This window comes from Pseudomonas sp. 14P_8.1_Bac3 (genome assembly GCF_025466085.1).
Taxonomy (GTDB): domain Bacteria; phylum Pseudomonadota; class Gammaproteobacteria; order Pseudomonadales; family Pseudomonadaceae; genus Aquipseudomonas.
Window position 1 is genome coordinate 151,718 of the sequence record NZ_JANLOD010000074.1, and the last position, 26,577, is coordinate 178,294.

Annotated in this window: 24 protein-coding genes; 14 read left to right on the plus strand and 10 right to left on the minus strand. The window is 62.2% G+C overall.

The window, feature by feature from the left end; all coding sequences use genetic code 11:
• Positions 1–70 precede the first annotated feature (70 nt).
• A complete protein-coding gene (gene pobA, locus NTD84_RS27270; RefSeq protein WP_262172286.1) occupies positions 71–1,255 on the minus strand; it encodes a 4-hydroxybenzoate 3-monooxygenase in 1,185 nt (394 codons plus the stop codon).
• Positions 1,256–1,443: 188 nt separating this feature from the next.
• Here pobA and NTD84_RS27275 point away from each other — a divergent pair, with 188 nt between their 5' ends.
• Positions 1,444–2,340 (plus strand): helix-turn-helix domain-containing protein, encoded by an 897-nt coding sequence (locus NTD84_RS27275; protein ID WP_262172174.1) that lies wholly within the window; start codon positions 1,444–1,446, stop codon positions 2,338–2,340.
• A gap of 9 nt (positions 2,341–2,349) precedes the next feature.
• Here NTD84_RS27275 and NTD84_RS27280 read toward each other — a convergent pair whose 3' ends face one another.
• Both NTD84_RS27280 and NTD84_RS27285 read right to left on the minus strand, forming a co-directional pair.
• Positions 2,350–2,553: a hypothetical protein gene (locus tag NTD84_RS27280; protein WP_262172288.1), complete on the minus strand. Its 204-nt coding sequence runs from the start codon at positions 2,551–2,553 to the stop codon at positions 2,350–2,352.
• Between the two features lie 72 nt (positions 2,554–2,625).
• Positions 2,626–3,531, minus strand: a complete 906-nt coding sequence (locus NTD84_RS27285) for a LysR family transcriptional regulator (RefSeq protein WP_262172175.1) — start codon at positions 3,529–3,531, stop codon at positions 2,626–2,628.
• 105 nt (positions 3,532–3,636) lie between these two features.
• Here NTD84_RS27285 and NTD84_RS27290 point away from each other — a divergent pair, with 105 nt between their 5' ends.
• Both NTD84_RS27290 and NTD84_RS27295 read left to right on the plus strand, forming a co-directional pair.
• The gene (locus NTD84_RS27290; RefSeq protein ID WP_262172176.1) at positions 3,637–4,512 is read left to right on the plus strand and encodes an MBL fold metallo-hydrolase; all 876 of its coding nucleotides are present in this window, start codon (positions 3,637–3,639) and stop codon (positions 4,510–4,512) included.
• Positions 4,513–4,561: 49 nt separating this feature from the next.
• Positions 4,562–5,176, plus strand: coding sequence for an NAD(P)-dependent oxidoreductase (locus NTD84_RS27295; RefSeq protein WP_262172177.1), 615 nt, complete (start codon positions 4,562–4,564; stop codon positions 5,174–5,176).
• 143 nt (positions 5,177–5,319) lie between these two features.
• On the opposite strand, the gene NTD84_RS27300 is transcribed toward NTD84_RS27295, so the two are convergent.
• Positions 5,320–6,201, minus strand: a complete 882-nt coding sequence (locus NTD84_RS27300) for a LysR substrate-binding domain-containing protein (protein WP_262172178.1) — start codon at positions 6,199–6,201, stop codon at positions 5,320–5,322.
• 222 nt (positions 6,202–6,423) lie between these two features.
• Here NTD84_RS27300 and NTD84_RS27305 point away from each other — a divergent pair, with 222 nt between their 5' ends.
• From NTD84_RS27305 to NTD84_RS27330, 6 genes are all read left to right on the plus strand, one after another.
• Positions 6,424–8,061: a 5-guanidino-2-oxopentanoate decarboxylase gene (locus tag NTD84_RS27305; protein WP_262172179.1), complete on the plus strand. Its 1,638-nt coding sequence runs from the start codon at positions 6,424–6,426 to the stop codon at positions 8,059–8,061.
• Positions 8,058–9,506 carry an aldehyde dehydrogenase family protein gene (locus NTD84_RS27310; protein WP_262172180.1) on the plus strand — a complete coding sequence of 483 codons (1,449 nt, stop codon included), beginning with the start codon at positions 8,058–8,060 and terminating at the stop codon, positions 9,504–9,506. Before NTD84_RS27305 ends, NTD84_RS27310 begins: the two co-directional genes overlap by 4 nt.
• A 317-nt stretch (positions 9,507–9,823) precedes the next feature.
• Positions 9,824–10,927 carry an ABC transporter substrate-binding protein gene (locus NTD84_RS27315; RefSeq protein ID WP_262172181.1) on the plus strand — a complete coding sequence of 368 codons (1,104 nt, stop codon included), beginning with the start codon at positions 9,824–9,826 and terminating at the stop codon, positions 10,925–10,927.
• 194 nt (positions 10,928–11,121) lie between these two features.
• A complete protein-coding gene (locus NTD84_RS27320; RefSeq protein WP_262172182.1) occupies positions 11,122–12,030 on the plus strand; it encodes an ABC transporter permease in 909 nt (302 codons plus the stop codon).
• Positions 12,027–12,875, plus strand: coding sequence for an ABC transporter permease (locus NTD84_RS27325; RefSeq protein WP_262172183.1), 849 nt, complete (start codon positions 12,027–12,029; stop codon positions 12,873–12,875). The genes NTD84_RS27320 and NTD84_RS27325 overlap by 4 nt, the downstream gene beginning before the upstream one ends.
• A 16-nt stretch (positions 12,876–12,891) precedes the next feature.
• Positions 12,892–13,947: an ABC transporter ATP-binding protein gene (locus NTD84_RS27330; protein ID WP_262172184.1), complete on the plus strand. Its 1,056-nt coding sequence runs from the start codon at positions 12,892–12,894 to the stop codon at positions 13,945–13,947.
• A gap of 145 nt (positions 13,948–14,092) precedes the next feature.
• Here NTD84_RS27330 and NTD84_RS27335 read toward each other — a convergent pair whose 3' ends face one another.
• The gene (locus tag NTD84_RS27335; protein WP_262172185.1) at positions 14,093–15,022 is read right to left on the minus strand and encodes an AraC family transcriptional regulator; all 930 of its coding nucleotides are present in this window, start codon (positions 15,020–15,022) and stop codon (positions 14,093–14,095) included.
• Positions 15,023–15,356: 334 nt separating this feature from the next.
• Here NTD84_RS27335 and NTD84_RS27340 point away from each other — a divergent pair, with 334 nt between their 5' ends.
• Positions 15,357–15,710 (plus strand): putative quinol monooxygenase, encoded by a 354-nt coding sequence (locus NTD84_RS27340; RefSeq protein WP_262172186.1) that lies wholly within the window; start codon positions 15,357–15,359, stop codon positions 15,708–15,710.
• A gap of 41 nt (positions 15,711–15,751) precedes the next feature.
• Positions 15,752–15,982: a hypothetical protein gene (locus tag NTD84_RS27345; protein ID WP_262172187.1), complete on the plus strand. Its 231-nt coding sequence runs from the start codon at positions 15,752–15,754 to the stop codon at positions 15,980–15,982.
• On the opposite strand, the gene NTD84_RS27350 is transcribed toward NTD84_RS27345, so the two are convergent.
• Positions 15,983–16,612 (minus strand): flavin reductase family protein, encoded by a 630-nt coding sequence (locus tag NTD84_RS27350; protein ID WP_262172188.1) that lies wholly within the window; start codon positions 16,610–16,612, stop codon positions 15,983–15,985.
• Positions 16,613–16,875: 263 nt separating this feature from the next.
• Between NTD84_RS27350 and NTD84_RS27355 the strand changes: the two genes are divergently transcribed.
• The gene (locus NTD84_RS27355; RefSeq protein WP_262172189.1) at positions 16,876–17,631 is read left to right on the plus strand and encodes a hypothetical protein; all 756 of its coding nucleotides are present in this window, start codon (positions 16,876–16,878) and stop codon (positions 17,629–17,631) included.
• Between the two features lie 40 nt (positions 17,632–17,671).
• Here the strand turns inward: NTD84_RS27355 and NTD84_RS27360 are convergent, their stop codons facing one another.
• From NTD84_RS27360 to NTD84_RS27375, 4 genes are all read right to left on the minus strand, one after another.
• Positions 17,672–18,994 carry an MFS transporter gene (locus NTD84_RS27360; protein WP_262172190.1) on the minus strand — a complete coding sequence of 441 codons (1,323 nt, stop codon included), beginning with the start codon at positions 18,992–18,994 and terminating at the stop codon, positions 17,672–17,674.
• A gap of 300 nt (positions 18,995–19,294) precedes the next feature.
• Positions 19,295–20,629 carry a sigma-54-dependent transcriptional regulator gene (locus tag NTD84_RS27365; RefSeq protein ID WP_262172191.1) on the minus strand — a complete coding sequence of 445 codons (1,335 nt, stop codon included), beginning with the start codon at positions 20,627–20,629 and terminating at the stop codon, positions 19,295–19,297.
• A complete protein-coding gene (locus NTD84_RS27370; RefSeq protein WP_262172192.1) occupies positions 20,623–22,389 on the minus strand; it encodes an ATP-binding protein in 1,767 nt (588 codons plus the stop codon). Before NTD84_RS27370 ends, NTD84_RS27365 begins: the two co-directional genes overlap by 7 nt.
• Before the next feature lie 148 nt (positions 22,390–22,537).
• Complete coding sequence (locus NTD84_RS27375) at positions 22,538–24,061, minus strand: fumarate hydratase (RefSeq protein ID WP_157713196.1); 1,524 nt, start codon at positions 24,059–24,061, stop codon at positions 22,538–22,540.
• A 465-nt stretch (positions 24,062–24,526) separates the two neighbouring features.
• Between NTD84_RS27375 and NTD84_RS27380 the strand changes: the two genes are divergently transcribed.
• Both NTD84_RS27380 and NTD84_RS27385 read left to right on the plus strand, forming a co-directional pair.
• On the plus strand, positions 24,527–25,633 hold the full coding sequence (locus tag NTD84_RS27380; RefSeq protein ID WP_262172193.1) for a GGDEF domain-containing protein: 1,107 nt from the start codon (positions 24,527–24,529) through the stop codon (positions 25,631–25,633).
• A complete protein-coding gene (locus NTD84_RS27385; protein WP_262172194.1) occupies positions 25,626–26,561 on the plus strand; it encodes an iron-sulfur-binding ferredoxin reductase in 936 nt (311 codons plus the stop codon). The genes NTD84_RS27380 and NTD84_RS27385 overlap by 8 nt, the downstream gene beginning before the upstream one ends.
• Positions 26,562–26,577: the final 16 nt, after the last annotated feature.

Consider the following 26,577-nt stretch of genomic DNA (forward strand, 5'->3'; position numbering starts at 1 on the left):
AACCTGCGGGCAGTGAGGGGCCCGCAGCGTTAGGCGAGCGGGATACTCGCCAGTGTAAGTCGGTAGCAGGCTATTCGATAGCCTCGTACGGAAGCCCGACGTAATTTTCTGCAATGGTTTTTTGACCTGCTTCGGAGCTGACAAAGTAGTCCAGCTCCGACGCGCTGATCCGCTGGCTGAAGGCGTCGTGATCGTCAAACCTGTGCAGCATCGAGGTCATCCACCAGGAAAACCGCTCGGCTTTCCAGACCCGGCGCAGGCAAATTTCGGAGTATTTCTCCAGGTAATCGACGCGGCCCTCGCGGTAAACCTTCAGCAGGATGTTGAACAGCGTGCTGACGTCGCTGGCCGCCAGGTTCAGGCCCTTGGCGCCAGTGGGCGGCACGATGTGGGCGGCGTCGCCGACCAGGAACATCCGGCCGTACTGCATCGGTTCGACCACGAAACTGCGCAGCGGCGCGATGCTTTTTTCGATGGACGGTCCGGTCACGAGTTGTTCTGCCAAAGCTTCTGGCAAGCGCGATTTGAGTTCCTCCCAGAAGCGCTGATCGGACCAGTCCTCGACCTGATCCGTCGCCGGAACCTGCAGGTAATAACGGGTCCGGGTCGCCGAGCGCATGCTGCACAAGGCGAAGCCACGTTCGTGACGGGCGTAGACCAGTTCATCGTGAACCGGTGGCGTGTCGGCGAGAATCCCCAGCCAGCCAAACGGATACACCCGCTCGAACACCTTCAGATGCTCGGTGGGAATCGATTGCCGGGCCACGCCGTGGAAACCGTCGCAACCGGCGATGTAATCGCAATCCAGTCGCCAGGTTTCGCCGTCCTTCTCGAAGGTCACGAACGTTTCATCGGTTTTCATGCCGTGGGGCACGACGTTGCTGGCCTGATAAATCGTCGTCGCACCGGCCTCCCGACGAGCGGCCATCAGATCGCGGGTCACCTCGGTCTGGCCGTAGATCATCACGGTTTTGCCGCCGGTCAGGGCCTGCAGGTCAATGTGCACCCGCCGCCCGTCGAGGGCCAGTTCGAAGCCGCCGTGGACCAACCCTTCGGCATCCATGCGCTGGCCGACGCCGGCCTGGCGCAGCAGCTGTACCATGCCTTGTTCGAGGACGCCGGCGCGGATCCGACCGAGGACATAGTCCGGGGTCTGACGTTCAAGGATGACGGTGTCGATACCGGCGTTGTGCAGCAATTGGCCGAGGAGCAAACCGGAGGGACCGGCGCCGATAATGGCGATTTGGGTTTTCAGCGTTCTCATTGTTTTCAGGACTCGCAAGCGCCACGCGACCAGGGTCGGTGAATTATTTTTATGGATCGAGTGCTTGCATTTTTCACTTGCGGGCCCGTCAATTGAAGGTGAAAACTGAGCCAATAGCTGTACATTTTGCCAATCGGTGCGATTACCGCCCGCTACCAACCGAGGCCTGGATTGACGTGATGAACAAGCCTGCCCTGCCTTCGATACCGGTGTTCAAGCTCTACGGTGAAAGCCTCGACTGGCCGACCCCGGACTTGCTGCACTGCGAGACCATTTCCAAACGCAGCCGCGAACATCAATGGGAAATCAAACCCCATCGCCACGCCGACTTGTGCCAGTTGCTTTTCGTATTCAAAGGTCAGGCAGAGCTTGAAATCGACGGTAAACGCACGCAACTGAGCGAACCGACCATTCTGGTCTTACCGCCATTATCGGTGCACGGTTACCGGTTTTCCGAGGACGTCGAAGGATTTGTCCTGACGTTGGCGGCGCCGCTGGTCGCCCATCTTCAGGCGCAACTGGGCCACTCGGTAAATGCCTTGGCCCAGGCCGACAGTTACCCGGCCGGGGCGGACGGTGAGTACCTCAATAGCCTGTTCAACGCGTTGCAGGCCGAATACACCGGCCACCAACCGGCCCGGGAAATGCTCATGCATTCGCTGGTCAGCGTGATCATGGTGTGGGTCAGCCGCCAGGCGCTGCAGCGTCGCTCCGCCAGCCAGCGTCCGCAGCGGGCGCGGGAATACCTCAACGGCTTCATTCAACTGGTGGAAGAGACCTATCGCCAGCACGTCAAAGTCGAGGACCTGGCGCACCGCCTGGGTATATCCGTGTCCCACCTCAACGGCACCTGCCGGGAGCTGGCGGGACAACCGGCGTTGCAGATCATGCACGAGCGGCAATTGCTGGAGGCCAAGCGCTTGCTGACCTACACCAGCATGACCATTTACGAAATGTCCGACGTGTTGGGGTTTTCCGATCCGACCAATTTCACACGGCTGTTCCGACGCCGGGTGGGGATTTCGCCCAAGGCGTTTCGCGACCGTTTGAAGGCCGATCAGGACAACGAGGCCTGATCCTCTTCGTTAGCGAAGGGCGTTGAGGGTCGCGTTGTGCGGGATGCAGCGCTCGAAGTTGCAACTCGCATATTCGCGGGGCAATTGCCGCAATTGCTCGACGCGCCAGGCGGCAGTGCCATACAGCGCCAGCGTGGCCGCGCAGGTAAGGAAAATCGCGAGGTATCTTCTTGTTTTGATGTCCACGGCGTTGACCTCTGAACGAATACCCATGGGTACTACCTTCAGCATAGGCCAGCGGTGGTGAGTTGCCAGTCGCGGAACTTCATACCTCGGGGACGAGGTTTACAGGCCGACATCCCACGCCGGTTCTTCCGGAAATCTCGACACCAGGAAATCCAGCAAAGTGCGCAACGCCGCCGGCATGTGCTTGCGCGAGGCATACACCGCGTAGATGTCCATCTGCCGCGGTTTGGCGTCGGGCAACAGACGGATCAGTTCGCCACTGTGGATATGCACGCCGGCCTGATAACTCGGGAGCATCGCCACCCCGGCGCCGGCCATCGTCGCGCGCAGCAGCGTACTGGCTTCATTGGCGCTGATGTTGCCCTGCACCGGGATCGACACCGGTTCACCGTCCTGCTCGAAATGCCACAGGCTTTTGCCGAAATACGAGTGGGTCAGGCAGTTATGCTGGCTCAGGTCTTCGACCCGCCGCGGCGTCGGGTGCTCTAGCAGGTAAGCGGGGGCGGCGCAGATCACCGAGCGGCAGACCGTCAGCCGCCGCGCGATGAGGTTTGGGTCCAGGTCATTGCTGGTGCGAATCGCCAGGTCAATGCGCTCATCCACCAGGTTGACCGTGCGATCGAGCATCTGCAGTTCGATGCTGACCCCCGGATAGCGTTTGACGTAGGCCGCCACGGCATCGGCCAGTTGCGCCTGGCCAAACGAGGTACTGACGCTGATCCGCAGCAGCCCGCGCGGCGCGTCGTCGGGTTCGCTGACGGCGGCCTGCATGTCCGAAGACAGGTCGAGCATTTGTCGGCAGCGCGGCAGCGTCTCGTTGCCGGCGGCGGTGAGGCTCAACTTGCGCGTGGTGCGGTGCATCAGGCGCGCGCCGACCCAGTCTTCCAGTTCCGCCAGATATCGCGAAACCACCGGCCGTGACAGCTCCAGGTGATCGGCGGCGGCTGACTGGCTGCCGAGGTCGACCACCGTGACGAACACGCGCATTGCTTGTAGACGATCCATGATTTGCCCGATTTCAGAAACAAACTATGTCCCAGCATCGCATTTTTTGTACTGCATCAGGCAACTAAGCTCTGCTCTTCTGCCGTTCCCTGTAGGGAGTTTCAAATGATTGGCTTCACCTCACTCAAGCGCGTTTTACTGGCCTCAGCCCTCGGTTTCGTCGCCCACGCCAGCGCATCGACATTGACCCTGGACGTCTACAACCCCGGCGACAAGGCGATTTTCCCGGTGACCTCGGTGCTGGTCAGCGGCGAGAAAGAGGCGATTCTGGTGGACGCGCAATTCGGCAAATCCCAGGCCGAGCAGGTGGTGGAAAAAATCCGCGCCAGCGGCAAAAAACTGACCACCATCTACATCAGCCACGGTGACCCGGATTACTACTTCGGCCTCGACACCCTGACCGCGGCGTTCCCCAACGCCAAGGTACTGGCCTCGCAGCCCACCGTGGAGCACATCCAGAAAACCGTGGACGGCAAACTGGCGTTCTGGGGCCCGAAAATGGGCGCCGATGTGCCTGCCAAAACCATCGTGCCGGGGGTGCTCAAGGGTGACAGCCTGATCCTTGAGGGGCAGAAACTGCAGGTGGTCGGGCTTGAGGGCCCGCAGCCGGATCGTACCTTCGTGTGGATCCCGTCGATCAAGGCCGTGGTCGGTGGCGTGGTGGTGGCGGAAAACATCCACGTGTGGATGGCCGACACCCAGACCGCGCAATCACACGCCGACTGGTTGGCTACGCTGCATTCAATCGAAACCTTGAAACCGAACATCCTCGTGCCGGGTCACTACCTCGGCGAGAGCGCCGGTTCCCTATCCGCCGTGCGGTTCACCGCCGACTACATCAAGGCGTTCGACGAAGAAACCGCCAAGGCCAAGGACGCCAGCGCGCTGATCGTCGCCATGAAAAAACGCTACCCGAACCTGGGCGAAGAAAGCTCCCTGGAGCTGAGCGCCAAAGTCGCCAAAGGCGAGATGAAGTGGTAACCCGATTCACCGATTCACCCACTCACACTGATCCACACTGGAGAACGTCATGAGCAAGATCGCAATCATTGGTGCCACCGGCCGTGCCGGCAGCCAACTGTTGGAAGAAGCCCTGCGTCGTGGTCATAGCGTCACGGCCATTGCCCGCGATACGTCGAAGATCGGCCAGCGTGCCGGGGTGGTGAGCAAGAATGTCGACGTGCTGGATGCCGGCGCCTTGCAAGACGCCGTCGCGGGGCATGATGTGGTGATCAGCGCGGCTCATTTCGCCACAATCCCTGCCTCGGCGGTGGTGGGGCCGGTGAAAAAGGCCGGGGTGAAACGCTTGCTGGTGGTTGGCGGTGCGGGTTCGCTGTTGCTGCCCGACGGCACTCGCGTGATCGACAGCGAAGGTTTCCCGCAGGCGTACAAGGCTGAAGCCAGCGCCGGGGCTGTGTTTCTGGACAATCTGCGTCAGGAAAAGGAACTGGACTGGACGTTTGTTTCACCGTCGGCGGAGTTTGTCGAAGGTGAGCGCACCGGTTCGTTCCGGCTCGGCCAGGATGATTTGCTGGTGAGCGGGGCAGGGCGCAGCTGGATTACCTTCGCCGATTATGCGATTGCGTTGATCGATGAAGTCGAAACGCCGAAGCACTCCCGCCAGCGATTCACGGTCGGGTACTGACTCTCTGTAGGAGCGAGGGGGGCGCCTAGCCCCTGCTCGCGATGGAAGGCAGGGCACCGCGGGGTGTCGGGCAGCCAACGGTCATCGTTGACCACCATCGCGAGCAAAGGCTAGGCGCCCCCCTCGCCACTACAAGAGACCGATTAGCGGGATTGGGCCTGCTCGACCAACCACCCCATCAACTCACGCAACTTCGGCGACGGTGCAGGTTTTTCCGGGAACACCAGGTAATACGCCAACCCGGTCTTCACCTTCAATTCAAACGGCATGACCAGCCGCCCGGCGCTGAGGTCGTCGCCGATCAGCGACCAGTCGCCAATCGCCACCCCTGTCCCCTGGGACGCCATCGACATCGCCAGGTCCAGCGTCTCGAAATGCTGGCCCTTGCTGACATTGCTCAAGTGCAGGTTCGCCGCTTTCAACCAGGCATTCCAGTCACGCTCATCCCGGGTCGGATGCAGCAGCAAGTGCTGTTGCAGATCTGCCGGCGCCTGCAACGGCAGCGGCCCTTCCAGCATCGGCCGTGAACACACCGGCGTCAGTTGTTCATCGAATAGCAGATACGAAGTCAACGCGCGGTCCGGCGGGGCGCCGTACATCACCGCCGCGTCGAATTGCTCGCGATGGAAATCCACCCCGTGCTTGACCGTGGTGGTCAACTCAACCGGCACATCCGGACGCTCCTTCTGCCACTGCAGCAGGCGCGGCAACAACCAGCGCATCACGCAGGTCGGGGCCTTGAGTTGCAGGGTTTCGCGCTTCTCGCCGATCTGTTCCACCGCCTCGTCGATCAAGCCGAAAATCTGCTGCACCCGTGGCAGCCACTCGCGTCCTTCCGCCGTCAAATCCAGGCCGCGGGCCTGGCGGATGAACAACTCATAACCCAAATGTTCTTCCAGCCCGGCGATCTGCCGACTCACCGCGCCCTGGGTGATGAACAGCTGTTCGGCCGCACGGGTGAAGTTGCAGCACTGCGCGGTAATCAGAAAAGTGTGCAGCGCCGGCAGGGGAGGCAATCGTTTCATTGGGATCCAAGGTATGACGTGAGGACATGGCTAGTATGACTTTTTATCCATTGTTGCGGCTACGTGTCGCCCGTTCCAATGAGGCCATCCCTGGGTTATGTGGGAGCGGGCTTGCTCGCGAAAGCGGAGTGTCGGCACACATCAACGTTGTATGACACAACGCTTTCGCGAGCAAGCCCGCGCCCACACCCGGCGTCTCAAACGAACAAGAAGGGCAAACACATGGCGACGTGCGGCGAAGTATTGGTCAAGTTACTCGAGGATTACGGGGTCGAGCAGGTGTTCGGCATCCCCGGGGTTCATACCGTGGAGCTGTATCGCGGGCTGGCCCGTTCGAGCATCAACCACGTCACGCCGCGTCACGAACAGGGCGCCGGCTTCATGGCCGACGGCTATGCACGCACCAGCGGCAAGCCAGGCGTGTGCTTCATCATCACCGGCCCGGGCATGACCAACATCACCACCGCCATGGGCCAGGCCTACGCCGATTCGATCCCGATGCTGGTGATCTCCAGCGTGCAAACCCGCAACCAGTTGGGCGGCGGTCGCGGCAAGCTGCATGAGCTGCCGAACCAGAGCGCACTGGTCGGCGGTGTGGCGGCGTTTTCCCACACGCTGATGTCGGCATCCGAACTGCCGGGTGTGCTGGCCCGCGCCTTTGCGCTGTTCCAGGCCGGTCGTCCGCGTCCGGTGCACATCGAGATTCCGCTGGACGTGCTGGTCGAAGAAGCCGATGACCTGCTCGCCAGCCTGCCGGTGCACATTGACCGCGCCGGTGCTTCGCCGAGCGCCATCGGCCGCATGACCGAGCTGCTCGCCGGCGCCAAACGCCCATTGATTCTGGCCGGTGGCGGTGCCATCGACGCCGCGGCCGAGTTGACTGAACTGGCCGAGCTGCTCGACGCGCCGGTCGCGCTGACCATCAACGCCAAGGGCATGCTCGAATCCAGTCACCCGCTGCTGATCGGCTCGACTCAAAGCCTGGTGGCGACCCGCGCCCTGGTGGCCGAAGCCGACGTGGTGCTGGCGATCGGCACCGAACTGGCCGAGACCGATTACGACGTGACCTTCGCCGGCGGTTTCGAGATTCCCGGCGTGCTGCTGCGGGTGGACATCGATCCGGACCAGACGGTGCGCAACTACCCGCCGAAAGTCGCCCTGGTGGCCGATTCGCGCAACGCCGCGCAAGCCTTGCTCGGCGAGTTGTCCCATCACGCTCTGGCCGAGCGCCGCAACGATTGGGGCCAGGTCCGCGCCGCCCGTCTGCGCGAAGACCTCGCCGCCACCTGGGACGCGCCGACGCTGGCCCAGACCCGTTTCCTCGAGACCGTCCTGCACGAATTGCCGGACGCCGTATTCGTCGGCGATTCCACCCAACCGGTGTACACCGGCAACCTGACCTTCAACCCGGAACGCCCGCGCCGCTGGTTCAACTCGTCCACCGGTTACGGCACGCTCGGTTACGCCCTGCCGGCGGCGATTGGCGCTTGGCTCGGCGGCAGCGTCGAGCACGGCGCACGTCCGCCGGTGGTGTGCCTGATCGGTGACGGCGGCCTGCAATTCACCTTGCCGGAACTGGCCAGCGCCGTGGAAGCGCGCACCCCGGTGATCGTGTTGCTGTGGAATAACCAGGGCTACGAAGAGATCAAGAAGTACATGGTCAACCGCGCCATCGAGCCGGTGGGCGTGGACATCTACACCCCGGACTTCATCGGTGTCGCCAAGGCCCTGGGCTGCGCGGCTGAAGCGGTCAACGGTGTCGATCAATTGCGCAGTGCACTGCGCGCCGCTTCCGATCGCCAGGGCCCGACCTTGATCGAAATCGACCAGACCCAGTGGATGAAGGCGGTGTCGAAATGACCTTTCCTACTACCCTCGAGGGTCTGTTCATCAATGGCCGGTGGTCGGCCGGCAGTGAACATCTGCGCGTGATCAACCCGGCCACCGAAGCGTTGCTGACCACCGTGAACGGTGGCGATGCGCACTCGGTTGATCAAGCCGTCAGTGCGGCGACAGAAGCGTTTAACGGCTGGTCGCAGACCACCGGCGCCGAGCGCGGCGCGATCCTGCGCAAAATCGCCGCAGGCGTGCAGGCCGGTCGCGAGCAGTTGATGCAGTTGCAGTCGAGCAACAACGGTAAGCCGCTGTTCGAAGCGGCCATCGACGTCGATGACGTGATCGCCACGTTCGAGTATTACGCCGGTCTGGCCGAAGCTCTCGACGCCCGGCAGGACGGCAACGTCGAACTGCCCACTGATGACTTCAGCGCCCGCGTGCGTCGCGAGCCCTGCGGTGTGGTCGGCCTGATCGTGCCGTGGAATTTCCCGATGGTCACCACCGCGTGGAAACTCGCCCCGGCCCTGGCCGCCGGTTGCTGCGTGGTGCTCAAGCCTTCGGAAGTGACGCCGTTGCCGGAGCTGGAACTGGCCGCGATCATCGCTGACGCCGGACTGCCGAAAGGCGTATTCAACGTGGTATGCGGGACGGGGCTTGCCGTCGGAGCGCCGCTCTCGGCGGACCCGCGCATCGCCAAGATTTCCTTCACCGGCAGCAATGCGGTGGGCGTGCAGGTGATGCAACGCGCCGCTGAAACCGTGAAGGGCGTGAGCCTGGAACTGGGTGGCAAATCCTCGCTGCTGGTGCTCAAGGACGCCGACCTCCAACTGGCGGTGGAAGTCGCCTGCGGCGGTGGTTTCTTCAACGCCGGGCAGATGTGTTCCGCCACCAGCCGTGTGCTGGTCGCCGATGAGTTGGCCGACGAATTCCTCCTGCGCCTGAAGGCGCGCGCCGAAGCCATTCGCGTGGCCGATCCGTTCGACCCCAACGTGGAAATGGGCGCGCTGGTCAATCAGGCGCAATACCAGCGCGTGCTCGGTCACATCGATCGCGGTTTGAGCGCCGGGGCCAAGCTGATTTGCGGCGGTAATCGTCCCGCAGACCTGCCGCGCGGTTATTTTTTGCAGCCGACGATTTTCACCGAAGTGCCCCTCGACAGTGCGTTGTGGCGTGAGGAGATTTTCGGCCCGGTGATCTGTGTGCGCAGTTTCGATTCCGAAGCCGAAGCGATTGCCCTGGCCAACGACAGCCAGTTCGGCCTGGTGGCGAGCGTGGTGACGCGCGACGCTGCGGCCGCCGACCGGGTCGCCAACGCCTTGCAGGCGGGGCTGGTGTGGATCAACGCGCCGCAGGTGATCTTCCCGCAGACCGCGTGGGGTGGTTACAAGCAGAGCAGCATCGGCCGCGAATTGGGGCCGTGGGGCTTGCAGGCCTTTCAGGAAATCAAACACGTGATCCGCGCCGTCTGACGGCCGCCTTTGTGAGAGCGAGCCTGCTCGCGATGGACGTCAACGATAACGCGGGGCACCTGAATGAGCGCGCCGCCCGTGCGTTTTTCGCGAGCAAGCTCGCTCCTGCAGAGGGCATTGCATGCCTCATGGCGAGGCATGCGCCGATGTCATGGCTTCAATGAATTTTTATCGATAGTCAGGTGTTTTGCACGACCTCAGGATGAACTCACTGGTTCAGCCAAGCCCCCGAAAATACGAGGGCCAGCGCTGGTCCGGCCGCGCGGATGCAACAGTTTCGACCTGCCTTATACCTACAAAAACAAAGGGAGTCCGTAATGGGCGAGCATGATCTGAACAGACGTCAATTCATCAAGACCGTAGGCGTAGCCTCGGTAGCCGCGGCGGCCATGAGCATGCCGTTCATCAAGGCCAGTGCCAGCGACACGCGCTTCCAGGGCAAGACCCTGCGCTTGCTGACCTGGTCCGACGACACCGGCCTGGCCGCGTTGCGCAACATCGCGGCGACCTTTGAAGACAAGTACGGTTGCAAGGTTATCGCTGACCGCACCGGCAGTACCTCGGAAATGGTCGCCAAACTCAAGGCCGGCGGTGATCGTCCGCAATACGACATCATCACCCTGGCCGGCGTCGGCGCCGAAGGTCTGGCCGCCGCCAACCTGCTGGAAAAACCCGACCTCAACCGCATTCCCAACCTGGTGGATGTGCCGGAGAAATACCGCACCGGCGCCAATGGCCACGGCATCGGTTATCTGCTCTGGTGCAACAGCCTGGTCTACAGCACCCGTACCATCAAGGAAGCCCCGGACAGTTACGCCGCCCTGTGGGACGCCGAACTGTCGCCGAACATCTTCCTGCCGCCGCCGAACTGGACCGAGGCCATGGACCTGATCATCATCGCCGCCAAACTGGCCGGTGGTGACGAGCACAACATCGAACCCGGCTTCAAGAAACTCGCCGAGCTGAAGGATCGCGTGGTGACCCTGGGTGAAAACCCGAACCAGATCGCCGAACTGTTCCGCACCGGTTCGCTGGACATGGGTGGCCTGTATGCACCGGCGTTCTTCCCGAAACAAATCCGCGATCCGGCATACGGCCTAGGCGCGACGTTCGGCATGAAAGAAGGCTTCTACACCGACCTGATGCTCTCGGTCATGCCGAAGAATCGTCCGGGCGACACCGACCTGGCCTACGCCTTCATCAACCACTCCCTGGACCCGCTGGTGCAGGGCAAGATGGCCGAGGACATCTACAACGGTCCGGTCAACGCCAAGGCGATCATCTCCGCCGAAGCGCGCAAGAGCCCGTACATCCTCACGCCGGAGCAGATTGCCGAGAAGGCGATCATGCACGACAACGCCTTCCTGGCCACCGTGCATGACCAATGGATTCGTCGTTACACGGAAATCTTTTCTTCCTGATCGAGTGGCGAACATAGACGCTTCAACCGACGAAGATTCCCTGTGGGAGCGAGCCTGCTCGCGAATGCTGACAGTCATTCAACATTGAAGCTGACTGATACACCGCTTTCGCGAGCAGGCTCGCTCCCACAAGGGGCCAATGAGTTTTCGAGTCTGCTGTACGCCAGCTGCTTTCCATTGACGAGACCCTTGCTATGGAACACCAACCTCTGACCCATCCGGTAAGTGCCGCTCCGACGCGCGCCCGTCGGGGTGTTTCGCCGACGACCCGCGCCTGGTTTTTCCTTTCGCCGTCGATGCTGTTTCTGGGCGTGCTGATTGCCGCCAGCCTGCTGGTGCTGCGCATGAGCGTAGGCACCAAAGGCGCGGAGTGGACCGGGTTCAGCCTGGCCAGCTATGCCCAATTGCTGGAACCGTATTACCTCAAATCCTTGCTGCTGACCCTGCGCCTGGCACTGATCAGCGCAGTGATCGCCGTGGTCCTGGCGATCCCGGTGGCGTACACCATGTCGCGCCTGACCTCGCCGTTCGTGCGACGGATTTTCCTTGCCGCCGTGTTGCTGCCATTGCTGGTCAACCTGCTGCTGCAAAGCTACGGCTGGCTGGTGATCCTCGGCCCGGGCGGCATGCTCAACCAGGCCTTGATGGGCCTCGGTCTGATAAAGCGTCCGATCATGCTCCTGTACAACCAGAACGGCGTGTTGATGGGCCTGGTGCAAACCGCTTTCCCGCTGGCCGTGCTGCCGATTGCCAGCGCGATGCGCGGCGTCGCACGCACCTATGAAGAGGCGGCCGCGACCCTGGGCGCCAGTCGCTTGCAGGTGTTCCGCCAGGTGGTGTTACCCATGAGTTTGCCGGGGATCATCACCGGCGCGACGCTGGTGTTCGCCTACAACGCCAGCAGCTTCGTGGTGCCATTGCTGCTCGGCGGTCGTCGCGTGCCAATGCTGGCGGTGATGGTGCATGACCAGATCGCCCCATTGATGAACTGGCCTGCCGCGTCCGCCGCCGGTGTGGTGCTGATCGTCACCACGCTGGCGATCATGACCTTGTCCGAATACATCACCGGCCGTCGTCGGCGCATGCTGGAGGCTTCGCAATGAGCTCTGTGATCAAGAAGCGTCACTCGCTGTTGCCCGGCGATACCGGCAAGTTCGCCGGCATCCTTTCGGGCTTCATCCTGCTGCTGGCGGTGCTGCCGATCCTGACCATGATCGTCATGTCGTTCAGCGGTTCGTCGAACCTCGATTTCCCGCCGAGCAGCTACAGCCTGCAATGGTACAAGGCTGCCTGGCACACGTTCGTCTCGCCGGACGCCAGCGACGTGCTGAGCCTCGGCAAAGCCATGACCACCAGCCTGATGGTCGCGTGCCTGACCATGGTGTTCGCCACGATCATCGCGGTGCCGGCGGCCTACGCCCTGACCCGTTGCGAATTCCGCGGCAAGGCCGTGGCGCTGCAACTGATGTCGCTGCCGCTGGTGTTTCCGATGGTGGTGCTGGGCCTGGCGTTGCTGCTGGTGTTCGACAGCCTGCCGTTCCAGATGACCACCTCGCGGCTGGTAATCGCCCACGTGATCCTGGCGCTGCCGTTCGTGGTGAAGAACTGCACCGCGGCGATGCTCTCCATCGGCAGCGAAGTCGAGGAGGCCGCGCAAATGCTCGGCGCTTCACCGCTGCGGGCGATTATCGATGTGGTGGTGCCGTTGATGAAATCGGGGATTCTCGCGGGCATGTTGCTGGCGTTCATCGTCTCGTTCAACGAGTTCACCGTGACCTATTTCCTCTACACCATCGACGTGATGACCGTGCCGATCTGGATGTACAGCCGCACCGTGTCGTCGCTCGACCCCACTGTATTTTCGTTTGCCGTGCTGATTGTGCTGATCGACTTCGTCCTCATCTGGGCGCTGGAGAAGCTGGTCGGTGAAGGTGGCGTTTCGTTCTGATTTCTTGAGGTGATTTATGTCTGGTCTGATTCTGGAAAACGTCGAGAAACATTACGGCTCGGCCTGCGCGGTAAAGGATGTGAACCTGCATTTGCCGGAAGGCAAACTGGTGTGTTTTCTCGGCCCGTCGGGTTGCGGCAAGACCACGCTGCTGCGGATGATCGCCGGGCTCGAAACCCTGACCGGCGGCGAGATTCGCCTGGACGGTGAAGACATCGGCCACACGCCGGCGCATCAGCGTAACTTCGGCATGGTCTTTCAGTCCCTGGCGTTGTTTCCGCACATGACCGTGGGGGAGAACATCGCCTATCCGCTGAAACTGCGCGGGGTCAGCAAGGCCGACCAGCAGGCGCGGGTGGTAGAGTTGCTGGAACTGATTCAGCTGCGCGAGATGATCGATCGCCCGGTGGCCAAGCTGTCCGGCGGTCAACGCCAGCGCGTGGCGATTGCCCGTGCGATCGCCAACCACCCGAAAATCCTCTTGCTCGACGAACCGCTGTCGGCGCTGGACGCCAAGCTGCGTGAGTCGATGCAGGTGGAAATCCGTCAGCTGCAACAGCGCCTGAACATCACCACCATCATGGTCACCCACGATCAGCGCGAGGCGATGACCATGGCCGATATCGTCGTGGTGCTGGGGCAGAACCGGGTGCAGCAGGTGGGCACGCCGATCGAGATCTACCGGCACCCGGCCAACGAGTTCGTCGCGGACTTTATCGGTTCGGGCAACATCTTCCCGGCGACCGCGTTGGGTAACGGCAAGGTCAGCCTGCCCGGTGGTGATGCGCTGCAAGTGCCGATCTGCACGAGCATCGCGGCGGGGGAGAAGGTCAAGATGTTGATTCGTCCCGAAGACCTGCAACTGTCGCAGCCGCAGGCAACGGCGGGGAACCGCTTGTTGGGCAAGGTGACGTTCGTGCGCGATATCGGCGCGACGATCGAGACCACCGTGGAGTGTTCGGGCGTGTCGTTTACCGCGCTGAGCACGCCGTGTCAGGGGTTTGGGTTGAGCATTGGCAATCCGGTGTCGGTGACACTGCCGGCTGAGGCATGTCGGGTGCTTGGCGCCTGATCCAGCGTTTTTATGCTGACCTCATCGCTGGCAGGCCAGCTCCCACAAGGTTCTGCGGTAGTCACCCCATTTTGTGATCACCGATAATCCCTGTGGGAGCTGGCCTGCCAGCGATGAGGCCAGCAGCCAAACAACAAATCCCGAATCAGACCGACAACCGCAACCGCGCCAAATCCCGGAGCGGCGGTGCGCCGAACAGCCGGCTGTATTCGCGGCTGAACTGCGACGGGCTTTCATAGCCGACGCGATACCCTGCCGCCGAGGCTTCCAGCCCTTCGGCCAGCATCAAGCGCCGCGCTTCCTGCAAGCGCAGCTGCTTCTGATACTGCAGCGGACTCATCGCCGTCATCGCCTTGAAGCGGTGATGCAGGGTCGACACGCTCAGGTTCACTTCCTTCGCCAGGTCATCGATGCGCAGCGGTTGCTCATAATTGCCGTTGAGCCATTTGATCGCCTGGCTGATGCGGTGGCTCTGGCTGTTGGCGATGGCGATTTCGTACAGCCGATGGCCCTGCTGGCTGCGCAGCAAGCGATAGAGAATCTCCCGGCGGATCAGCGGCGCGAGCATGGCGATGTCTTTCGGCGTGTCCAGCAAACGGGCCAGGCGCAACACCGCGTCGAGCATCGCCGTGTCGATCCGTTCGACATACAAACCGCGACCGGTAGGGCGGGTCGGTACGCCCAGCGGGCCGGCGTCGGCGATCAGCGCAGTGATTTCCGCCGGGTCGATGTCCAGGCGCACCGCGAGGATCGGTTCCTCCGACGTGACGTTCACCACCCGTCCACTCAAGGGCATCGAGACCGAAACCACCAGGTAATTCAGCGGGTCGTAATTGAAGGTTTCATCCGCCAGCCGCACCTCTTTGCGCCCCTGGGCCATGATGCACAACGCCGGTTGCGCCAGCACCGGGGCGAAGTCGTGAGACTGGCTGTGCCTGGACATGAACAGCGAGCCGACGGCCGTCGCATAATTGCCATCTTCCAGGGTGTTGCGACGGATGATGGCCGCCAGTTCGGCGCGCTGCTTCTCCATATCGGCGTCCAGCGGGGCGTGAAAGTGATCGAGCGACGACATACAGGGCATCCTCGGTGAAACGGTAAGAATGGGCTGAGCTTAAATTTGTGCAAGGCACAACGGTAGACACATCCTGCGAAAAGCTTGCCTGATTCTGCACGGGGTTGCAGCGGTGGCGGGTCAGGGCCGTTTGGCGCGGGGAAAACTTGCTCGAACCTCGTGTTTCAGCGGCGTGACAGGTTTCACATGTTGTTACAGGTGCTGGAGACAGCTTCGCAGGATCGTGCAACAAGGCGGCAGGAATCGACTAACGGCGCGGCGCGCGGGCGCTTAACCTTTGATCCTGTCGCAGCCCGTCCCACGGCTGCCACTCGAGTACCTGGGAGGGTTGAACATGTCTACGCAAATCCCCGTCAGTCATATGGCCTTTGTCCGCGCTCGCGTCGGGCGTTCGGCGGAACTCGGTGCGCGTCTCAGCGCCTTGATCGAACCCTCGCGCACCGCGCCTGGCTGCCTGAGTTTTTCCCTGCAGCATTCGCAATGCGATCCGGAGTTGTGGCTGGTGTCCGGTTTCTGGACCCATCAGCAAGCCATGACCGCCTATTTCAGTACGCCGGCCATGGAGATTTTTGCCGAGCTGGTGCAGGAGCTGGTGGTCAACAGCCTGGATTTTCATACCTTCAAAGAGGTGTCCGCCGTCCAGGCTTTGGGCCAGTCCCAGTCCTGGGTACACAAAATGGCAGGTTGAGGGTTTAATGGCTGCACTTACCATCAGCCAGGATCCGCGACATGGCACGTAAAGCCTTTGACACCTTCGAAGCCGTATCCGCCGTAGTGCCCCGTGAAGGCGGTTACTTCGCGGCGATTGCCACCAAGCCGATCGGTGGCTCCGGTGCACCACGCTTCAACAAGTTGCTGGAAGACCAGACCTTCAAGACCGCCAAAGACGCGGACGAAGCGGCCGCGCTGGAACTGACCCGCCTCAAGGGCGTCGGCGAAGACGGCGAGCTGATCTGGTAATTACTTGACCGCCCCTGGGCGGAACATCTTGAACAATGCCTCCGGTCCCAGCTGAAAGTAATCCGCTGGCCCGCCGCCGCGCAGAATCGGTTCTGCCGCGGCGGTGTCGTACACCCCGTCCTTCAGCAGCCACTTGGCGATGTGCACGGCCACCACTTCGCCGAGGATCAGCCAGCTCGGCACCACGTTGCCGTCAGCGCGCTGCAACTGGATGATCTGGGTCACCTTGCACTCGAAGGACACCGGACTTTCGGCGACTCGCGGCACCTGAATGATTTTCGACGCCACGGGCGTCAACCCGGCCAACTCGAACTCGTTGACCTCCGGCGCGACCATCGCGCAGCTCTGGTTCATTTGCTCGGCCAGCGGACGGGTCGCCAGGTTCCAGGCGAATTCGCCGGTCTGCTCGATGTTGTTCAGGCTGTCTTTGCGCCCGACGCTGGAGAACCCGATGATCGGCGGAATGTAGTTGAAGGCGTTGAAGAAGCTGTAGGGCGCCAGGTTCAGGCGACCCTGGGCATCCTGGGACGAAATCCAGCCGATGGGGCGCGGGCCGACGATGGCGTTGAACGGATCGTGCGGAAGCCCGTGGCCGTGGGCGGGTTCGTAGAAGTGGATGTCGTCGGGCATGGTGAATTCCTGGGACGTTGTTGGGGGGCGTGAAGGAGCGAGCTTGCTCCGGGCGACGTTCCGACGAAAAGCGTACGGGCAATGTGTTTATTCAGGTGGTCCACGTTATCGTTGTCGCCCAGCGCGAGCAAGCTCGCTCAAGCAAAGGGAGTGATTGCGGTTACGACAGAATTTTCATCAAGCACTCACCTGTTTTTCACCGTGTTGCCCCCAGTCTGCGCAACTTTAAAAAGGTTGCCTCGCACACTGGAGCTAACACCCCGATGAACAAACTTCCACAAATCACCCTGGCGTTCTGGGTGATGAAAATCTGCGCGACGACCCTGGGGGAAACCGCAGGCGATTTGCTGTCGATGACCCTCAACGTCGGTTACGCCATCAGCTCGCTGATTCTGATCAGCGTGTTCGTGCTGACACTGGTCGCGCAACTGATCGCGAAAACCTACAGGCCGTTGCTCTACTGGATCGTGATTCTGTCGACCAGCACGGCGGGCACGACCATGTCCGATTTCATGGACCGTACCCTTGGCCTGGGCTATGCCACGGGTTCGATGATTCTGATTGCGATACTGGCGGGGATTTTCGCGGCGTGGCGCTTGAGCGGCGACTCGCTGAACGTCACCAAGGTCCAGACCTTTCGCGGTGAGATGTTCTACTGGATGGCGATTCTGTTTTCCAACACCCTGGGCACTGCGCTGGGCGATTACCTGGCCGACGATTCGGGCCTGGGTTTTGCCGGCGGTGCGTTGCTGATCGGTTCGACCATTGCGTTCGTGGTGTTGCTGAAATACCTGACGAAGATTTCGTCGGTGGTGCTGTTCTGGGTGGCGTTCGTCCTGACTCGACCGTTCGGCGCGACGCTGGGTGACTTCCTGACCAAACCCCATGAAAAGGGCGGGCTGGATTTCGGCACGATTGGTTCGTCGTTAGTGTTGGCGGGGATTCTGGTGGTGTTGATCGCGGGCGCTTCCTATGCGCAGAACAGGTACGGGAAACAGCCGGTTGCCGAGTTAACCTGATACCGCGAAGAGGCCGGGATGACCGGCCTCTCTGTTGCTGTCAGTCCGTTTCGATCCGCGAATGTTTGCGCGTGTCTTTCATGGTGATGTACACCAGCAACGACACGGCAATACAGGCGGTGACATACCAGTAGTAACCGGTTTCCATGCCGATGCTCTTGAACCATAGCGCGATGTATTCGGCGGTGCCGCCGAAGATCGACACGGTCAGCGCGTACGGCAGGCCCACGCCCAGTGCACGGATTTCGGTCGGGAACAGTTCGGCCTTCACCACCGCGTTGATCGAGGTGTAGCCGCTGACGATGATCAGCGCTGCCATGATCAGGAAGAACGCGCCCCACCAGGACTGGATGGTGTGCAGGGTGGTCAGGATCGGCACGGTGAACAGCGTGCCCAGAATGCCGAAGGCGATCAGGATCGGCCGGCGACCGACTTTATCCGACAGCCCGCCGATGATCGGTTGCAGGCACATGAACAGGAACAGCGTGGCCGCGGAAATCGTGGTGGAGTCGGAGATGCTCATGCCGACCGTGTTCACCAGGTATTTCTGCATGTAGGTGGTGTAGGTGTAGAACGCCAGCGTGCCGCCCATGGTCAGGCCGACCACGGTCATCAGTTCCTTCGGATGGCGCAGCAAGGTGCGCATGGCGCTTTCTTTTTTCGCTTTTTCGACCTTGTTGAACGACTCGGTCTCTTCCATGCCGCGACGCAGGTACAACGCCACCACCGCACACAGCGCGCCGATGGCGAACGGGATGCGCCAGCCCCAGGCGTACAGCTCTTCAGTGGTGAGGATGTTCTGCAGCACGATCAGCACGCCCAGCGCGATGAGCTGACCGGAGATCAGGGTCACGTACTGGAAGCTGGAGAAGAAGCCGCGACGTTCCCTGGTCGCCATCTCGCTGAGGTAGGTGGCCGAGGTGCCGTACTCGCCGCCGACCGACAGGCCCTGCAGCAGGCGGGCGAACACCAGCAGGATCGGTGCGCCGATGCCGATGGTTTCATAGCCCGGGCTCAGGGCAATCAGCAGCGAGCCGAAGCACATCAGGTAGACCGAGGCCATCAGGGCCTTTTTGCGTCCGACCTTGTCGGCGTACAGGCCCATCACCCAGCCGCCGATCGGGCGCATCAGGAAGCCCACGGCAAAGATCGCGGCGGTGTTGAGCAGTTGGGCGGTAGTGTCGCCTTTCGGGAAAAAGGCCTTGGCGAAGTACAAGGAGAAGGCGGCGTAGACGTACCAGTCGTACCACTCGACCATGTTGCCGACCGAACCGCTGAAGATCGATTTGATCCGGCTGGAGGTGGTTCTTGCTTTAGCCGGCGCGGCAGCCGACCCAAGGGGCAGGGTATTGGAGTTATCCATTGAAGGATCCTTCGTTTAATTGTTTTTGTGGAGCGCGTTGAAACGCAGCCTGCGGGGGCTATAGCAGGAGGTGTGCCAATTGAAGGAGGGCCGGTCTAGAGGGGGTTTGCCGGCGGAGTGAGCGGAAATCCGCTTATTGAGGAGGAGGGTTGAGCGGAAAACTGCTTACACGGCTCGAAGATTGAGGTTGCCTGTGCCGGCCTCTTCGCGGGCAAGCCCGCTCCCACAATGGTCCGCTGTACAGCGTCCAAATGTGGGAGCGGGCTTGCCCGCGAAGAGGCCAGTCCAGACACTGAACATTCAACTGCCTGGCACAAACATCTCGCGATTGAGCCCATGTCGCTGCATCTTTTCATTGAACGTCCGGCGCGGCAGTTGCAACTCTTCCAGCACCGCCTTCACATCGCCCTTGTGCCGGGTCAACGCCGCGCGCAGACATTGGGCCTCGAACGCTTCCTGCTGGGCCGCCAGCGATTGTCCCGGCTCGACGCCGACCGGCTCCGGCTCGCCCAGCCCCAGTACCTGGCGCTCTGCGACGTTCGCCAGTTCCCGCACATTGCCCGGCCAGTCGTGGCTGAGCAGATGGCTCAGCTGTGGCCCGCTCAGCGGTGGAAGGGTACGGCCCAAACGCTCGGCAGCGCTCTGCGCAAACGACTCGAACAGCAGCGGGATATCTTCACGGCGATCGCGCAACGGTGGCAAGCGCAGCTCGGCAACGTTCAGACGATACGCCAGGTCCTCGCGAAAGCGCCCGGCCCGCGCCTCGTCCAGAAGATCGGGTTTGGTCGCGGCGATGATCCGCAAATCCACGCGAATGCTCTGATTGGAACCCAGGCGTTCCAGCTTCTGTTCCTGCAACACCCGCAGCAATTTGACTTGCTGGGCCAGCGGCATGCTTTCGATCTCATCGAGAAACAGCGTGCCGCCATCGGCGTATTCGAGCTTGCCGATACGTTTACCCTGGGCACCGGTAAACGCGCCGCTCTCGTGGCCGAACAACTCGGCTTCGAACAACTGCTCGGGAATCGCCGCGCAATTGAGCGCAACAAACGGCTTGTCGGCGCGTGGGCCGAAGTCATGCAGGCAACGGGCGACCAATTCCTTGCCGCTGCCGGTTTCGCCGCGGATCAACACGTTGACCGGCAGCGCTGCGAGGTCCAGCACTTGCCGGCGCAGGGTTTGCAAACCACGGGAGACGCCAAGCAATGTCGCGTCGAGTTTGGCGCGATTGTCCGCCTGCTCGTGCAGGGCACGGTTTTCCAGGACCAGCCGGCGCTTGTCCAATGCACGGCGCAAACTGCCAAGCAGGGTTTCCGGGCTGAAGGGTTTTTCGAGGAAGTCGTAGGCGCCATCGCGCATGGCGTCGACCGCCATCGGCACATCGCCGTGGCCGGTCAGCAGGATCACCGGCAGATCGGCGTCGCGCCGCTGCACCTCGGCCAGCAATTCCAGGCCCGTCATGCCGGGCATGCGCACGTCGCTGAGGATCACGCCGGGAAAATGCCTGGGCAATTGCGCCAGGCATTCATCGGCACGGCTGAACAGCTGCACCTCGAACCCCGACAGGCTCAGCCATTGTTCGACGGCGCTGCGGATGCTGCTTTCGTCGTCGACTACCATCACGGAACTCAGCATGGGCCAGCGACCTCCGGATCGATGGGCAGGGTGACGGTGAACACCGCGCCGTTGGCGTGATTGTTGGCGCTCAGGCGTCCGCCGGATTCGTGAACGATGGCAAAGGATACGGCCAGACCGATGCCCAGGCCATCGCCCACCGGTTTGGTGGTGAAAAACGGGTCGAAGACCTTCGCGAGGTTTTCATCCGCAATGCCGCTGCCGTTATCGATGACGCTCAGGCGCCACAGCTGTTCGTCGGCTTCGAGGCGGATTTCCAGGCGTTTGCAGGGTTTGTCCTGCATCGCGTCCAGGGCGTTGCGCAGCAGATTGATCAGCACTTGTTCCAGGCGAATCGCATCACCGCGCACCCACGCCGGGCGGGTCAGGTGCAGCACGGTGCTGACCTGTTCATCGCGCAGACGGGTGTCGAGCAGTTGCAGCGATTGGTCAACCACCGCCGCGAGGTCAAGGCGTTCGCGCAGGCCGCTGGGGCTTTTGCGGGCGAAGGTTTTCAGGTGGCCGGTAAGGGCCGCCATGCGCGTCAGCATGTCATCCACCGGTTTCAGCGCCTTGTAGGCGTCGTCCACCCGGCCGTGATCGAGCAACAGGCGCAAGGTCGCCAGTTGCATGCGCTGCGCGGTCAGTGGCTGATTGATCTCGTGGGCCAGCGCCGCCGACATCTGCCCGAGCGCCGCGAGTTTGGCCGATTGCACCAGGCCGTCCTGGGCGGTGCGCAGGTCACGGGTGCGTTCTTCCACCAGTTGTTCGAGTTCTTCACGGCTGCGCTGGCGCATTTTCGCCAGGCGCCAGCGCTGGTTGAGGAACAGCAGCAGAAACACCAGGGTCAGCCACAGGCCGGCGGCGGCGAGCGCGGCGTTGCGAGTGTCCTCGAACGCCACCTGCGGCCGGCGCAGCAGGTGCAGGGTCCAGCCTTCGGCGGCGAGCGGCAGGGATTCCCACAGGTAATCCGCGTTACCGTCCGGACCATCGACCCGCGCCAGTTCGCTGTTGTCGTCGAAGCGGCGCAGGGACTGATAGTCCAGCAACGTCAGCGGTTGTTTGTCGTATTGACGGGTGGCCTTGAGTTCGGCGTGATCACTGTCATCGAGCGGTTTCAGCAGGCGATAGCGCCAGCCCGGCTGGTTGGCGATGAAGACAATGCCTCGGGCGTCGCTGACCAGCAGGGTGTCGCTGCCCTGGCGCCATTCGCGTTCCAGTTCGGGAAACTCGAGTTTCACCACCATGGCGCCGAGGAACCGGCCATCGTCCGCGGTCACCGCGCTGGACAGGAAATAACCGGGAATGCCGCTGGTCACGCCCACCGCGTAAAAACGCCCGGTGCCTTGGGTGCGGGTCTGGCTGAAATACGGACGGAAGCCGTAATTGTGACCGACGTAGCTGCTGGGCAGGCGCCAGTTGCTCGCCGCCACGGCGAGGCCGGTGTGATCGAGCAGTTCCAGGGTCGAGGAGTCGGCCGCGCCGTTGATCTTTTCCAGTTTGCGATTCAGCGCGTCCTGCTGTTCGGGCGTGACCGGGCCGTTGAGCGCCGAGCGCAACTCCGGGTCCAGCGCCAGCACCGCGGGCAGCGCGCGGTAACGTTCGATCAGGGTGTGCAGGGAGGTGGCGTACAGGCCCAGTTGCTGATTGGCACGGGCCGCGTCTTCCACCAGTGCCTGGCGCTCGGCGTGGCGCGTGGCCAGGGTCGCGGCCAGGACGGTGCCGGCGAGGATCACCACGGTATAGAGCGTCAGGCGCAAGGGGCGAGAGGACTCGAACATGCTGGGCGTTACACACTGTTTACGGAGGGGGCGCACCATACCATGCACACGCTTTCCCCTGTAGGAGCTCGCTCCGACAGGGGATGCGTCGGCAAAAAAAAGGCGACGGGAGCATGCTCCGGTCGCCTTTTCCTGTCAGTCGAAGCGCTTACTGCACTTCCACTGCCAGGCTTTCACTGATCTTTTTCTGCCAGATGGCAGGACCGGTGATGTGTACCGACTCGCCCTTGCTGTCGACCGCAACGGTCACCGGCATGTCTTTGACGTCGAACTCGTAGATCGCTTCCATGCCCAGTTCGGCGAAGGCGACCACGCGGGATTTCTTGATCGCTTGCGCCACCAGGTAAGCCGCGCCGCCCACTGCCATCAAGTAAACCGCCTTGTGGTCCTTGATCGCGTCGATGGCGGTCGGGCCGCGTTCGGATTTGCCGATCATGCCCAGCAGGCCGGTTTGCTCGAGGATCTGACGGGTGAACTTGTCCATCCGCGTTGCGGTGGTCGGACCGGCAGGCCCCACCACTTCTTCGCGCACCGGATCAACCGGGCCCACGTAATAGATGAAGCGACCCTTGAGGTCCACCGGCAGGGTTTCACCCTTGTTCAGCATCTCGACCATGCGCTTGTGCGCGGCGTCGCGACCAGTGAGCATCTTGCCGTTGAGCAGGACGGTTTCGCCCGGCTTCCAGCTTTGCACTTCTTCCGGGGTCAGGGTGTCGAGGTTGACGCGACGGGCCGACGGGCCGGCTTCCCAGACGATTTCCGGGTAGGCGTCCAGCGGTGGCGCTTCCAGCGAAGCCGGGCCGGAACCGTCGAGCACGAAGTGCGCGTGACGGGTAGCGGCGCAGTTCGGGATCATGCACACCGGCAGGGAGGCGGCGTGGGTCGGGTAGTCCATGATCTTCACGTCGAGCACGGTGGTCAGGCCACCCAGGCCCTGGGCGCCGATGCCCAGCTGGTTGACCTTCTCGAACAGCTCCAGGCGCATCTCTTCGATACGGTTGGACGGGCCGCGCTTTTTCAGCTCGTGGATGTCGATGGATTCCATCAACACTTCCTTGGCCATCACCGCGGCTTTCTCGGCCGTGCCGCCGATGCCGATGCCCAGCATGCCCGGTGGGCACCAGCCGGCACCCATGGTCGGAACGGTCTTCAGTACCCAGTCGACGATCGAGTCGGACGGGTTGAGCATGGCCATCTTCGACTTGTTCTCGGAGCCGCCGCCCTTGGCTGCCACGTCCACTTCCACGGTGTTACCCGGAACGATGGAGTAGTGGATCACGGCCGGGGTGTTGTCCTTGGTGTTTTTGCGAGCGCCCGCCGGGTCGGCGAGGATCGAGGCACGCAAGACGTTTTCCGGCAGGTTGTAGGCCCGGCGCACGCCTTCGTTGATCATGTCGTCCAGGCCCATGGTGGCGCCATCCCAACGCACGTCCATGCCGACACGGACAAACACGGTGACGATGCCGGTGTCCTGGCAGATCGGACGGTGGCCGGTGGCGCACATGCGCGAGTTGATCAGGATCTGCGCCATCGAATCGCGGGCTGCTGGCGATTCTTCGCGCAGGTAGGCTTCGTGCATCGCCTGGATGAAGTCAACGGGGTGGTAATAGGAAATGAATTGCAGGGCGTCGGCAACGCTCTGAATCAGGTCGTCTTGCTTGATCACGGTCATGAGTCGCGCTCCTCTAAAAGACGGGAACATTCAATAAGGTGCTTGCAGCTTGGGTGCATCGGTCGGTTGCAAGCACCTTTCAAGGCACGCCGGCATGCTGGCGCGACGCTAAAAAGGCGCGGCAGTATAGCGCGCCTCGCTGGCGGGTACACGCGCCGGCAGTCAATCGTTGGTCGTACGGACCAAGCTGGCGAACGCGCACTCACCTGTAGGTGTCGGAGCTTGCTGGCGATAGCGGTGTAACAGCCGAGATAAATGTTGAATATCAGATCGCTATCGCCAGCAAGCTCGGCTCCTACAGGTCGGGGTGTCTGCATAAATGGGGGGAGGATCTAAAGTCATGCCCTTGACGCCAGTTTTTAGCCCGAAAATTGAATGGTCATTTATCCGGCTCGCCACTAAAGTGGCATTCGGTCTGTAGAGTAGGACACTCGGTCAGCCTCCTTTCGCACGGTGAGTCAACGATTGACCCATAACGCCATCCAGCGCCTTTTGCTCAAACGCTTTGCCCTCGCAGCCGGCACCTATGCCCTGGCTTTACTGCTGCTGTGGCTGGCGTTTTTCACCGGCCATTACGATCAGTCCCTGGCCAATGTCACCGTCGGCAGTGCCTTGGTGGTCATCTCCCAGGCAACCCTGTTCGCCGTGTTCTACAGCGGCTGGAACCTGCGCTTCAGCGATCCCAGCCTGACCGAAGCGCAAGTGCTGCTCGGGCTGGGCTGGCAATCCTGGCTGATCGCCAATCTGGATGAGGCCCGTGGCGCGTTCCTGGTGTTCTATGTGCTGATCCTGCTGTTCGGGCTGTTTCACCTGTCACGCCGGGCCTTTGCGCGGTGTGCGCTGCTGGTGTTCTTCAGTTTCAGCGCGATCACGCTGTGGGAGGGCTACCATTTCGAACTGGCCGACCCGGCGCTGGCGGCGTTGCAGGTGTGCGTGCTGTTTATCGTCCTGGTCTGGCTGGAGCTTTATGCCCGCTACGTCCAGGCCTCCCGCCAGCGGATGCGTCAGCGCCGGTTCGCCTTGCAGGCGCATCAGGACACCCTGCGCGGGATGATGCGCCAGCTCGAAGACCTGGTGGCCACCGACGAATTGACCGGGCTGTTCAACCGCCGGCATTTCCTGCGCCTGGCCACTCGTGAGCTCAACGCCATGGAGCCCGGCATTGTCCATGGCCTGGCGCTGATCGACCTCGACCACTTCAAACGCATCAACGATGTGCACGGCCACGCGGCCGGTGACCAGGTGCTGCAAGCCTTCGCTGGTGTCGCCAGCGCCTGCTTGCGCGAGGGTGACGTGCTGGCCCGTTATGGCGGCGAAGAGTTCGTGTTGCTGTTGCCTGATTGCAGCACCGAGCGCCTGACGTCCTGTTGCGAGCGACTGCGCATCGCCTTCACAGACGTCGAATTGATCGGCCTGAAAGTGGGCAATCTCAGCCTGTCGGCGGGCATGACCTTGCTCGAACTGGGCGACGATCTCGACGACGCCTTGCAGCGCGCCGATCAGGCGCTGTATCGCGCCAAACGCGGCGGTCGCAACCGTTGCGCGGCGGCGTGGGAGAACGTCGGTGCCTGAGTTACGGGTCGGCGACCGTCGTTGGTCGGTGGCGTCTGGCAGCAACTTGCTCGATGCCTTGAACCAGAACGGCGTGGCCGTTCCCTACAGCTGCCGCGCCGGCAGTTGTCACGCCTGTCTGGTGCAGTGCACGGACGGGTTGCCGAGCGACACCCGGCCCGATGCCTTGAGCGCCGAGCAGCGTCAGCAAGGCTGGCGCCTGGCCTGCCAGTGTCAGGTGATCGAGGATTTACAGGTGCACACCTTCGATCCGCTGCAGGATGGCCGCCCGGCCGAGGTCGCCGCCGTCGATTGGTTGAGTCGCCATGTTTTGCGCCTGCGCCTGACCCCGCAACGGCCGTTGCGCTACAGCGCCGGGCAGCACCTGGTGTTGTGGGCGGGCCACGTGGCGCGCCCCTATTCGCTGGCCAGCCTGCCGGAAGAAGACCGCTTTCTGGAATTTCACCTCGACTGCCGCCAACCCGGCGAATTCAGTGACGCCGCCCGTCAGTTGAAGATCGGCGATGGGCTGCGGCTCGGTGAGTTACGCGGCGGGGGCTTGCATTACGACCCGGACTGGCACGCCCGGCCACTCTGGCTGATGGCCGCAGGCACCGGGCTCGGCCCGCTGTTCGGGGTCCTGCGCGAGGCTCTGCGCCAGGATCATCAGGGCGCGATCCGCGTGATTCACCTGGCCCATGATGCCGATGAGCATTATCTGGCCAAACCCTTGCAGGCCATGGCCGCGAGCCGACCGAATCTCAGTGTCGAACTGTGGACGCCGACCGAGTTGCCTGCGGCTTTGGCGCAACTGAGGCTTGTTTCCCGGCAAACCCAGGCCTTACTCTGCGGGTCCCCCGACAGCGTCGACGCCTTTGCCCGGCGCCTTTACCTGGCGGGACTGCCGCGCAATCAACTGCTGGCCGACGTCTTCCTGCCTCGCGGTTGAGCGCTGACTATTCAGA